Source organism: Candidatus Sericytochromatia bacterium (assembly GCA_035285325.1).
In the GTDB taxonomy this organism is placed as follows: domain Bacteria; phylum Cyanobacteriota; class Sericytochromatia; order S15B-MN24; family JAQBPE01; genus JAYKJB01.
In genome coordinates this window covers 1-11,615 of record JAYKJB010000100.1, presented here as the reverse complement: position 1 = coordinate 11,615, position 11,615 = coordinate 1, and the positions used below count along the sequence as shown (strand labels likewise).

The 11,615-nt window shown below is 62.7% G+C and carries 9 protein-coding genes; 2 read left to right on the top strand and 7 right to left on the bottom strand.

Features of this window, described 5'->3' with window-relative positions:
* Positions 1 to 119 precede the first annotated feature (119 nt).
* Both VKP62_12880 and thrS read left to right on the top strand, forming a co-directional pair.
* Complete coding sequence (locus tag VKP62_12880; GenBank protein ID MEB3198088.1) at positions 120 to 1,871, top strand: hypothetical protein; 1,752 nt, start codon at positions 120 to 122, stop codon at positions 1,869 to 1,871.
* 39 nt (positions 1,872 to 1,910) lie between these two features.
* On the top strand, positions 1,911 to 3,944 hold the full coding sequence (gene thrS, locus VKP62_12875; protein MEB3198087.1) for a threonine--tRNA ligase: 2,034 nt from the start codon (positions 1,911 to 1,913) through the stop codon (positions 3,942 to 3,944).
* 11 nt (positions 3,945 to 3,955) lie between these two features.
* Here the strand turns inward: thrS and VKP62_12870 are convergent, their stop codons facing one another.
* The 7 genes from VKP62_12870 to VKP62_12840 all read right to left on the bottom strand — a co-directional run.
* On the bottom strand, positions 3,956 to 4,801 hold the full coding sequence (locus tag VKP62_12870; protein ID MEB3198086.1) for a hypothetical protein: 846 nt from the start codon (positions 4,799 to 4,801) through the stop codon (positions 3,956 to 3,958).
* Positions 4,802 to 4,853: 52 nt separating this feature from the next.
* A complete protein-coding gene (locus VKP62_12865) occupies positions 4,854 to 6,002 on the bottom strand; it encodes an ABC transporter permease (protein ID MEB3198085.1) in 1,149 nt (382 codons plus the stop codon).
* Positions 6,003 to 6,005: 3 nt separating this feature from the next.
* Positions 6,006 to 6,974, bottom strand: coding sequence for an ABC transporter permease (locus VKP62_12860; protein MEB3198084.1), 969 nt, complete (start codon positions 6,972 to 6,974; stop codon positions 6,006 to 6,008).
* Between the two features lie 48 nt (positions 6,975 to 7,022).
* Positions 7,023 to 8,903 (bottom strand): ABC transporter substrate-binding protein, encoded by a 1,881-nt coding sequence (locus VKP62_12855; GenBank protein ID MEB3198083.1) that lies wholly within the window; start codon positions 8,901 to 8,903, stop codon positions 7,023 to 7,025.
* 98 nt (positions 8,904 to 9,001) lie between these two features.
* Positions 9,002 to 9,238, bottom strand: a complete 237-nt coding sequence (secG, locus tag VKP62_12850) for a preprotein translocase subunit SecG (protein ID MEB3198082.1) — start codon at positions 9,236 to 9,238, stop codon at positions 9,002 to 9,004.
* A gap of 103 nt (positions 9,239 to 9,341) precedes the next feature.
* Positions 9,342 to 11,108, bottom strand: a complete 1,767-nt coding sequence (locus tag VKP62_12845) for an SMP-30/gluconolactonase/LRE family protein (protein MEB3198081.1) — start codon at positions 11,106 to 11,108, stop codon at positions 9,342 to 9,344.
* Positions 11,105 to 11,615, bottom strand: a 511-nt coding sequence (locus VKP62_12840) for a hypothetical protein (protein MEB3198080.1), incomplete at its 5' end; no start/stop codon positions are given. The genes VKP62_12845 and VKP62_12840, both read right to left, overlap by 4 nt.

The window sequence follows — 11,615 nt, the reverse complement described above, 5'->3', positions numbered from 1 at the left end:
GGCGCGGGCCCTCCCCGCCGTGTGGGGCACCACCAGGCCGGGTATAGGAACAAGTGTCCCTTCGCTGCTCATCGTGCGCGACGCGCTTCTCGCACGGACCACGCTGGAGTTTCAACCCGATGCGCCTGTGTCGCCGATTGGTTCTTCCCCTTTGCGTGATGACTGCGCTGGTGGCCTGCCGCAACACACCGACGGTGGCCACGGATCCGCCAGGCCAGGTGGTCGTGAGGAAGGGGGGCACTCCCAAGCCCAAAACCACGCCCACGCCGCAACCACAGGCCACCAACTCTGAATTCGAGGTCATCGACCCGTTCAAGAACACGCCGCAAGCGACGCCAAGCCCCGGAGCGATCGTCTACCGCCCCCTCACTGGCACGAAAAACGCCGCTGGTCGGACGACCCTGAAGGGCAGTGTGTGGCTCAGTGATGGCACCAAACTGGATTCGGGCGTGAAGGTCGTGGCGAAGTCGGGCGAAACGGTCAAGAACAGTAGCGTCCAGACTGGCGAGTTTGTCTTCGACAACCTGGGACTTTCCGGCAACGTCAAGGTCACGGTCTCCTCGCTGGGGCGGACGCCGCGCACGCAACTGGTCTCGCTGCAAGCCGGTCAGGACTACGTGCTGCACTTCGGGGAACCCAAGAACAAGCAGTCTGAACTGTTTGCTGTCTCTCCGGTACCTGAAATCGTCACGGTCACGAAAGCCCTGTTTGCAAAGGACACCATGACCGATGGTGTGGATGTGACGCTGGGGCTGAGTGAAGCCTTGCCGGCTGAGAGCGTACAAAATCTCATCTCCGTCGTGCGCCTCTTGCCCGGCAGCGCATTGAACAGCGGAGATGGCAAGGCTCCGGTCTTGCTCGCCCCCAACCAGGCAGCAGACAACAACAAGTCGGTGGATACCGCTTCCACCCCAGTGAGTTACAGCGTGCCGTTTTTCGACTTTGCGAGCACTGCCGCCACGGCCACGTTGTCTCCCAGCAAGTTCCTTGATGCACAGGCCGGCCAGGAACTTGGCACGGGCGACGACGTTGAGACCAGACAGACCATTCGACTCACCTTCAAAGTCCCCTTGGTGCTCGGCAAGGAGGCCTCACGTTACCAGCTTGCTCTGCTCAGCAACCCCGCGCGACCGATCAAGGACGTGGACGGTAATCAACTGGGAACGGACGAAAAAGGTGTCCTCAACACGATGCCGGCGGCCGGCCGCTTCCTGAGCAATGCGTTTCTCTCCCCGTTCCAGTCGCTGGATGATTTCAAACCGGACGACCTCAACACACGCTGGGCCTCGACGCACACGGATGCGGTGTTTCTGGAAGCGCCCGCCGACAAGACGCCTCCGAGCCTCAAGGCCATCAAGGCCTACGTGCTGGACAGCGACGATGCCAAGAACCCGGCCCTGAAGAAGGGCACCTACATCGAATTGAGTTTCTCCGAGCCGATGACCGCCTTCACGGGGACATTGGCGGTCCCCAATGCTGCGCAGCTTCAGAACCTCAAGAATTACACCTTCGCCGTCAGCGTCAACACCCAAGAACTGGAAGGCACCGTGCTGCTCAAAGGGGCCAGCGGAACGGTCAAACCCCTGGAACTGAATGAAAAGACCAACAACTTTGGCTCCGGCGGCCCCACTCACCTCGGCAAGGAGTTCCTGTTCACCTCGCTCGGGGAGGGCCAGAAAATCGAATTCCTGACGCAGTCAACCGTGCGTCTGTTCTTGCCCAATGCCAACCTGTTCAACCGCCTCAATGTGATGGCCATCGTGGCGCGGGTTGGCAATGTCCCGGATCCGGCCGGTAACCTGATCGACCCGGCGGTGGCGGACAAAAAAGAAGCGCAGGTTCGAACGACGATCGCCTACCCCACCCCCTAGTGCGGTAAAATGGAGAACTTCGCACTCGGAGGTTCTGCCATGACCACTCTGGAATCCGCCACCATTCACGTGTCCCTCCCGGACGCGTCCCAGCGTGCCCTGCCTGCAGGCGCAACCGTCGCCTCGCTGGCCGAATCGATCAGCCGCGGCCTGGCCAAGCGAGCGGTCGCGGCGCGCATCAACGGCAACCTGGCAGACCTCAGCCGCCCCCTCCAAGAAGGAGATTCGGTTCAGATCCTGACGTCGGATGACCCGGACACGCTGGAAGTGCTGCGCCACAGCACAGCCCATCTGATGGCCATGGCCGTGCAAAAACTGTTCCCGGAAGCGAAGATCACGATCGGCCCGGTCACTGCCGACGGTTTCTTCTATGACTTTGACGTCCCGACCCCCTTCACCCCGGAAGACCTCGTCCGCATCGAAGGACAAATGCGCAAGCTGGCTGAGGCCAAGCTAGAGGTCACGCGCACGGAAATTGCGGAAGCCGAACGCGGGGCCACCGTCGCGCGATTTGAGGCTGAGGGCGAGCCGTACAAAGCTGAGATTCTCACCGACATCTTGAGCAAGGACCCCAACGCGGCCATCACCCTGTACGGACATGGGGAATGGAGCGATCTGTGTCGTGGCCCCCACCTCCCCAACACCGCTTTGATCCGTCATTTCAAATTGCTGACCGCGGCGGGCGCCTACTGGCGGGGGGATGAGAAGAACAAGATGCTGCAACGCATCTACGGCACGGTCTACTGGACCGAGGCCGATCTGAAGGCGCACATGACACGCCTGGAGGAAGCAGCCAGACGGGACCATCGCAAACTGGGGAAGGAACTGGAGTTGTTCATGTTCCATGAAGTGGCCCCTGCGATGCCGTTTTTCCTCCCCAAGGGGACCTTCGTCTACAACCAGCTGCTCCAGTTCATCCGCGAGTTGTACGACCGTCACGGCTACGCCGAAGTGATCACGCCACTGGCCTACGACCCCAGTCTGTTTCGCACCAGTGGACACCTGGGCAACTACAACGAGAATATGTACCGCCTGTGGACGGAAGACGAGGCTGGGTGCTGCGAGGCAGGCAAGCTGCACGAGGGTTTGCAGGCCGATTCCTTCGTTCTCAAGCCCATGAATTGTCCCTCCCACTGTGTCATCTTCGGCAGCAAGCGGCGCAGCTACCGCGAACTGCCGTGGCGGGTGGCCGACTTCGCTCGTCTGCATCGCTATGAACGAGGGGGAGTGGTGCACGGCCTCGCCAGAGTCCGCTCGTTTTCTCAGGATGACGCCCACATTTTCTGCACCGAAGCTCAGGTGGCAGGGGAAATCGAGCGCTTCATCGCCTTCTTGTATGAGGTCTACGCCGTACTGGACTTCAGCAAGATCGATATCAAACTCTCCACGCGGCCAGACAACCGCATCGGTGACGATGCGCAGTGGGATCGGGCCGAAGCGGCCCTGGAGCAAGGCCTCCGGAATGCGGGCTTGCCTTTTGAAATTCTCCCTGGCGAGGGGGCCTTCTATGGGCCGAAAATCGAATTCCACATCCAGGACGCGATCGGACGGAGCTGGCAGCTGGGCACGATTCAATACGACCCGAACCTGCCTGAGCGCTTTGATCTCAGTTACATCGGGGAAGATGGTCAATCCCACCGCCCGATCATGCTCCACCGGGCGATTCTTGGCTCCCTGGAACGTTTCTTCGCGGTCTATCTGGAGCACTGTGCTGGAGCGTTTCCGTTGTGGCTCGCTCCCACCCAGGCGGTGGTCATTCCCATCAGCGAGGAGTTCCGCGCCTACGCGACCGAAGTCACGGACATGTTGCGGGCGGCAGATCTTCGTGTCGAATTGGACGTTCGGAACGAGTCCCTGAACTACCGCATTCGCGACGCCCAGGTGCACAAGGTGCCCTATATGCTGATCATCGGCAAGCAGGAAGTTGAAAACCGAAGCGTGGCGGTGCGTAGCCGCGTGGGCGGAAGGAATCGCGTGCTGCCTCTGGATGAGGTGGTGGGTGGGATGGTCCTTGAACGCGACAGCAAAGAAAAGCAAGCGCGCTTGGTACCGAGCGAGACCCCTGCAGACTGACGCTGGAACGTTCAGAGCTTGATGGTCGGGACCACGGGCACCGTGGTCTTCGGTGGAACGCTCTGGCCCGCTGGCGCCGAGATCACGGCGCGACGATGTGCACCGGTCCGTGTCGCGAGGTGGTGCTTGCGTTGCTGGATGGCCCGTCGCCAGGCCACACGGCGCAAGCTCACGAGAGTCGACCAGGTTCCGCCTCCCCGCGCGCCCGCCAGCAGCCGCAAAGCCTCCTCATACCGCCCGGAAGCGGCCCGCATGTCCGCAGCATCAAGCCGTTCCCGCTGGTTCGACTCACCAGCCAGCAGCAAAGCTTCCGCCAGATCCTGGCTCAGGCTGTCTCGTTCAGACCGGGCCTCGATCTGAGATAGTGCCTCGTCAAATTGCCCGGCGATGAGCGTCTGCGCGAGGCCCAGACGAACGTCGCGGATCGGGGTCAAGGACGCGGAGGCCGTGAGGCGCTCGACCGCTGCCCCAGCAGGCGAAGCTGAGGTCAGGCGATAGGGGCCTCGCCAGCGCTCTGGCTCCCCCCCCATTCGCCGAACCGCAAAACTCAGCGTCTCTGGCGCACCGACGGCACCTTCCGCCCAGCCTTGCTCGGAAAGAGGTCGCGTGAGCGGCTGCGCATTGATGGCGGCCAGGCGCATCCAGCCCCGGTCGGGCCTGCGAATCCCCGCGCGAAAGGCCGGGCTGCCCGGAACGACCGCATCAACCCAGACAGCCGCAGGAGTCACGCGCGTGCGCAGACCAAAACGCTCCAGTTGCGCCACCAACCCGTCCCAAGAATGAGCAGACGCGGGCGTCGGCTCAGCAGCAGACTGCGCTTGCGCCGGAAGATTCCCCAGCCAAATCAGGCAGGCCAAGCCCGCCGCGACGCAGGGCCATCGACCACCACGCACCCGTTCGCCCCTCAGGCTAGGCCCGCGACTTGGCGTCGAAGGCGTCGCGAATGCCGTCCCCGAAGAAATTGAACGCCACGACCGTTCCGACGATGAAAAAAGCCGGGATCATGAGCCACGGGTGAAGGGTCAAGCTGGAAATGCTGCGGGCGTCTTCCAACAGATTTCCCCAACTGGCGGCAGGCTGCTGCACGCCGAGGCCAATCATCGAGAGGGCCGATTCCCCCAAGATGAAGCCGGGCACCATCAATGAAGCCGAGATCGTAACCCAGGTGACCGTCTGCGGGAGGATGTGGCGGGTGATCACCCAGAGGGAGCCGGCCCCCGCCGCCAGGGAGGCCTCGACGTATTCCTGGGAACGCAGAGACAGGACCTGCCCCCGGATCACCCGTGCCAGGCTGGTCCAGCCAATCAAAGACATGATCAGCACAATCAACACATAACGCTGGGTGGGGGTGATGTCCCACTTGTAAGTCACGCCGAAGAGATACAACAGCAAGTAGAAGGAGGGGAAGGCCATCAAAGCTTCCACGATGCGCATCAGGATGTTGTCGATCCAGCCCCCGAAGTAACCGGAGATACCGCCAATCAGCATGCCCATAGGGATCACGATGAAAATCGCCATGACCCCCACCGTGAGACTGATGCGAGCACCGTAGAGGGTGCGGGAAAAGATGTCCCGACCGGCCTGGTCAGTTCCGAACAGGTAAACCCCAGCGGGCTGCTCGACGCCGAACAGGTGCAGGCGGGCTGGAATCAGCCCGAACAGATGGTAAGGATCGCCCTCGACGAACAGCTTCAAGCGGTATTTGATGCGCCGATCGGTTTGCAGCACTTCCGCACCGGTGTTGGGATCCACCGTGACCTCGGCATTGCGGACGTACAAGCCCGAACTATCAACGTACACCTTGGTCGGAGGCATGAAGGAGCGGGCCCGATTCTCCGTGGCTTCCCCATACGGCGCCAAAAAAGGGCCAAACAGCATCATGAGGTACAGCAAGACCAGGACACCCAGGCTCGCCACCGCCATACGGTGCTTGAAGAATCGACGGATGATGCGTTCCCGCGTCGACACAGGCGGAGGAAGTTCATCCACCACACGGAAAGGGAGCCGCGGCGCTTGCCCTGCCTCAGGTGACACCGATTTGTTCGAAGCTTCCGCCATGACTCAGGCCTCCAGTTTGATGCGCGGATCGACCCAGGCCAACATGACGTCTGCCAGCAGATTGCCGAGCAGCAACATCACGGCCCCGATCATCATGCCGGCCATGGCCAGGGGCATGTCGTAGGACTGAAGCGCTTCCAACATCATCTGACCCAGACCGGGCCAAACCACCATAATTTCCACCAACGCGAAGCCGGACAGCAAACCAGCGATGTCGTAGCCCAGGATCGTCACCATCGGATTGAGGGCGTTTCGCACGGCGTGCTTGTAGATGACCGTATTCTCTGGGAGGCCCTTGGCCCGCGCCATTCGAACGTAATCCTCCGCCAGCACATCCAGCAGGTTTCCGCGCATGCGGCGTTGCAGCACGGCGATGGTCCCGATCGTGACCGCGATGGTGGGAACCACCAGGTGAACACCCAGGTCAGCCAGCTTCCCCAGCAAGCTCATCTCAGCAAAGCCGGAGCTGGTCATGCCTCCGACAGGCAACCAACCCGTGCGGGCCGCCAGAAACAGCAGCAACAAGGCGAGGAAAAACTCTGGTATGCCCAAGGCCGTGAAGGTCACCATGGAGGCAATCTTGTCCGGTAAAGAGTACTTGTTCACCGCAGCGTAGATGCCCAATGGGATCGCAAACAGCCAGGTGAGCAACAAGGCCGCCACCCCAAGCAGCAGCGTGGCGCCCAGACGCTGCCAGATCAAACTGCTGACGGGGGAGCGATACCGATAAGACTCCCCCATATCGCCCGTCGCAAAGGCAGAGGCCCACTTCACGTACTGAACGGGCACGGGCTGGTCGAGCCCCAGGCGCTTGCGCTCGGCCTCGATCCGTTCCCGGGTCATGGAAGGGTCGGCCATTCGCGCTGACAGATGGTCACCGGGCGCGAGTTTGCTGATGCCGAACGTGATCATCGAGATGAGGATCAGCAGCGGGATCATCTGGATCAAACGCCTGAGAATATAACGAAGCATCCTGCCTCCGGTCTTCGACGCACTGGCGGAGCGGGGTTCCGCGCGCGGCTACTTGCGATAGATTTCCCAAGCGTTCCAGCTGATACCCAGCGGGTTGTAAGGATTAGGACGGGTGTTGCCCAACGAGTTTCTGACCGCGACCGTGTAGTTGAACACGGGCAAGAAAATCATGATCTGCTCGTTCATCACGAGTTGCTGGAACTCGGAGTAGATGCGCTTACGCTTGGCTTCATCGATCGTGGACGCTCCCTCTGCGAACAGCTCGTCGATGCGCTTCTCCCACGGGTAAGCGGGAGACGGGTGGGGCACCTTGGCCGGATTCAGATTGAAGAAGTGGGACTGACCATGACTGGTCCAGAGGTGCGCGACCCCGTGAGGCTCGATGCCAGCCCCCCAGGCGCCGATCACGGCATCCCAGTCCTTGGTTTCATGGGTCCGCGCCAGGTGAACATTGAACGTCACCTGTTGCATCTTCATGGTGATGCCCAGTTTCTTGAGGTCCTGCACGATCATGTTGGCTTCCAGCTCGGAGTCTTTCGAACCCAGCTGATGCAACAACGTGAACTCCACCGCGTGACCTGCGGGGTCTTTCAACACAGCGCCATCGCGTTTGAAGCCAGCTTCGGCGAGCAACGCCTGCGCCTTGTCGAGGTTGAGGGCATAGGACGCCACGGAGGGGTCGTAAAACGGACTCTTCTGAAAAATGGGGGAGTTCTGTTGCGCCCCCATGCCCCGGAAGACGTTCTTGATGATCGCCTCCCGATCGATGGCATAGGAAACCGCCTGCCGGAAGCGCCGATCGGAGAACCATTTCAGCTTGACCGGATCGACATAGGGCTTGCCTTCCTTGTTCTTACCGGGATTGAGATTGAAGGCAAAATAACTGGTCCGGAAGTCAGGCCCCCCATTCACGATGGTGAAATTGCCCTGGGCTTCGAGCGGTTTCATGTAGGTGAAATCTTTGCCCGGCAGCCACTGAGCATCCGTCTCACCCGCCTTGAACTTGAGGATCGCCGTTTCGAGGTTCTTGAGGAAGGGCACCTCCAGACGGTCCAGATAGGGCAAGGGCTGCTTGTGACGGTTGGTCCTGAAGTAGTGTGGGTTGCGTTTGAAGACGATGCGCTGACCCGGTTGGTAATTCTCGACCATCCAGGCCCCACTCCCGATGATCAGGCGTGGATCGGCATTGACCCCCCATTGGGAGTTCGAGAGCGGCTTCCCGTTAGGACCCTTTTCACGGACCCAAGGGCCGAAGACATGTTCCGGCAGAATCGGCACGCCCGAGGCCGTGCGCATGAAGGGCGCGAAGGCTTTCGGCAGTTTGAACACCACCGTCCGAGCATCGGGCGCACTGACATCCGGTAGCTGGCCGTCAATCTTGATCACATCGCGAGAATCCCAGGGAATCTCCTCGTTGCGCAGAACCTCCATGTAGGTAAACACGACGTCCTTGGCCGTCAGAGGCTTGCCGTCGTGCCACTTCACCCCCTCGCGCATGTGGAAGGTGTAGGTCAGACCATCGGAACTGACCTCCCAGCTTTTGGCCAGGATTGGCTCCACCTCGTAGGTTGTAGGGTCTTCCTCGCAGAGGGCCTCGAACAGGTAGCTGACAAAGCGGCCCGACACGGAGTCAGTCACCAGCGTCGGATTGAAGGTCTTGGGGTCCTCATAGGCCCCGGCGATCAGCGAGCCGCCATATTTGCCAGTCGGCATGTCCTCGATGCAAGGGTCCTTCAAGGCCGGGTCGCCGGCGGGCGCATTCGCGGCAGGCCCCGTATCCGCCACGCTCGTGGCCGTCACGGAGGGAGCCGCAGAGGGCGCTTGCGTGGAGGACTTTTCCTCCGCTTCCTCGGCACAAGCCCCCAGCGCAAGGGCGATCGCCGCCCCGAGGCAGGATTTCAGAAGCCCGGACATTTGAACTGAATGCATGGAGCGGCTCCTACAAAGTTGTTTGGCCGGCACGCCCCAACGGCAGCCGGCACCCGAATTCTCAGCCATTCAAGCCCACCGAGACGGCCAACGGCACCTCAACGGTGGTAAGACAAGAAGGCGAGGACCAGCGACACCAGGCCCCACAGCAGGGCCACCGCGGTGGCAAAGCGATTGAGCCCTGCCTCGACGCCTTTCTGGCTGCCAAAAATTTTGGCCTGGCCCCCGATGGCGCCAATGCCTTCCCCCTTGGCGGAGTGCAGGATGACCGCCCCGATCAGGATCACCGAAAGGATCGTTTGCGCAATTTGAAGCGCCAGTTGAACGTCTAGCATTTACCCCCTGCTTCCCCCAAAGCCCTGTCCCCGTCCACATTCCTGCGGACTAGCCTTTATACCACGCGTGCCATTTCACGGTCAAACCCGCTCGGCATGCGGATCAGAGCCCAGGCAGGGAAGGCTTCGCCCCGTCCCCGGTTGCCAGGGGAGCGGGGAAGGCAGGGCTCGCAGCGCGCTGAGGGGCCACCGCCGTCGGCGAGGGGTCGATGGCAGCCGAAGGGGATGCCGGGCTCGACGCACTGGAGGAGGCCACCGACGAGGGGGAGACGGAGGGGGAGGGTTCAGAGGCGGCCAAGGGAGCCGGCCGAATCACGCGGATGCGGTGGTTATACGAATCAGCCAGGAAGATGCGGCCGCCCGCATCCACGGCCAGACCCGCCGGGTTGTTGAGTTCAGCCCGAAGGGGATCTTCCCCGTCACCAGAAAAGCCATAGGCCGATTTCGAGGCGTTGCCGGCCACGCGCTGCAGGGTTCCGTCCGGAGCGAGACGAAGAATCCGGCTCGAGGCCCCAAGCAAGGTCTCAAGCCCGGTCGAACACGCCCAGCCGTCCGCAATCAGCAGCCCTCCCTGGGCGTCCAGTGCCAGCGCCAGCGGCAAGGCGAGATCGGCGCCCCGGGCGTCTCCGCCCTCACCATCGACACCGAGTCGCCCGGACCCTGCCACGGGCGTGAGCTGGCGTGAGGCGATGTCCAGCCGAGAGATCCGACGCCCCTTGCCCTCGGCCACATACAGGTGAGCCCGATCGGCTGACAGCGCGAGCGCGATCGGCAAGTTCAGGCTGGGCGGAGCAAGCCGCAACCCCTTGGCTTCGGCGGCCAGATTGGTTCCCTCGCCCGCCAGGGTCGTCACCTGCCCCGCTTGAATCCGGCGTACCCGATTGTTGTAGGTGTCAGCGACGTACACGGTCCCGTCGGGGTCGACCACGAGCTGGCTCGGATAGGCGAATTGCGCACTGGCCGCCGGTCCATCGACGTAACCCATGAAGCCCGTGCCCGCCACCGTTTCGACCAGGCCGCTCTGAGCGATGCGACGCACCATGTGGTTGTCGCGATCGCAGTAGTAGAGGCTGCCATCAGGGCCGACCGCCAGGCCGGAAGGAACCCCCGCAGCCGCTCCAGCCAAAGCCGGGGGCACCCCGGAGGGCGCCTCGGAGCCCTGAGCCGCCCGCCCCGCGACGGTGCGAACCTCCCCGGTTCGCATATCAATCACGCGAATCAGCCGATGTCCGGCATCCGCCACGAACAGGAGCTGACGGCTGGCGTCGTAATGGAGGGAACGGGGATGTTTGAAACGAGCCGAGTGCGGGTCCTTGGCATCCAGCGCCCCCTCCAGGCCATCCCCGGCGAAGGTGTCGAGGACGCGAGCCGGGGCGATCGAAGGCAGGGGCCCCGTCGTCGTGGCGGGTTCGGTGGCCACCACATCGCTGGCAACGGGAAGTGGGGCCGGCGTGCCCACCGGCTGCAGCACGAGTCGCGCCTCGACCAGCGTATTGGGCAGCACGGAGATGGCCTGCGCCGCAAAGGCCGTGCGCCGATCGGCCGCATCGTAGGCCGTCGCGTCGATAAATTTGGGTCCGATCGGGACGTCCAGAAACTGGGTGCTGCTGTCCTTGGGATCGGGCGTCAGAATGGCCTGCATCGGGGCCTTTTCCGGGATGCCTTCGCCCCGAATGGTCACCACCACCCGCGCGGTTCCCGCTGGAATGGCCAGCACCCGAAACCCGACGGCCTGCTCGGGCCATTTGACGGACAGGGCCAGGCGCCCACGGGTCGGACGCCACAGATCGACGGAACAAGCCGACAGTGACAAGGTCGCTGCGGCGACCAGCAAGGAAACCCAACGTCCCGGCAAGAACTGGCGGCTCATTCGATGATCACCCGCACCGACCCCGTGGTGGGAGAGCCATTGATGACCCTGGGATCCAACAACTTATCGGTCTGCCCTTTCATATCGGGCTTGACCGCGCCGGGGGCCGGTTTGGGCTCGCCTGGAGGCGTCTCCTGGGTCGCGTTGCCGGGAGCAGGCCCCGGCACCGAAGCATCGGCACGGTTCGGGCGCGTGCCCGCGGCCGGATCGGTGGGAGGCGCAGCCTCTGGCGCGGCCGGTGCGGGAGAGCCGGGGGCCTCATTCAGCGACAGCGGCTTGAACAAGACGTTGCGCTCCTGCAGTTTGCGGTCGTCAATCGGAACGGGCGCCGCTGCGGGCGCCTGGATCGGCACGCGGGTGGTGGTGCCCGCCAGCACGCGGACCAACTGGCCCACATCGCCCGCCACATCGACCGCCCCTTCGAAGACGGTCACCTCGGTCGCACGGCGCGTCGGGTCGAACTCGACCACCAGTTCCGTGCCCGTCACCGTGGCCACCGCACCGGGC

What these genes read in the sequence shown, in the direction of transcription:
- VKP62_12880 (MEB3198088.1), top strand. Translation starts at nt 120, where the DNA reads ATGCGCCTGTGTCGCCGATTGGTTCTTCCCCTTTGCGTGATGACTGCG.
- thrS (MEB3198087.1), top strand. Translation starts at nt 1,911, where the DNA reads ATGACCACTCTGGAATCCGCCACCATTCACGTGTCCCTCCCGGACGCG.
- VKP62_12865 (MEB3198085.1), bottom strand. Translation starts at nt 6,002, where the DNA reads ATGGCGGAAGCTTCGAACAAATCGGTGTCACCTGAGGCAGGGCAAGCG.
- VKP62_12860 (MEB3198084.1), bottom strand. Translation starts at nt 6,974, where the DNA reads ATGCTTCGTTATATTCTCAGGCGTTTGATCCAGATGATCCCGCTGCTG.
- VKP62_12855 (MEB3198083.1), bottom strand. Translation starts at nt 8,903, where the DNA reads ATGCATTCAGTTCAAATGTCCGGGCTTCTGAAATCCTGCCTCGGGGCG.
- secG (MEB3198082.1), bottom strand. Translation starts at nt 9,238, where the DNA reads ATGCTAGACGTTCAACTGGCGCTTCAAATTGCGCAAACGATCCTTTCG.
- VKP62_12845 (MEB3198081.1), bottom strand. Translation starts at nt 11,108, where the DNA reads ATGAGCCGCCAGTTCTTGCCGGGACGTTGGGTTTCCTTGCTGGTCGCC.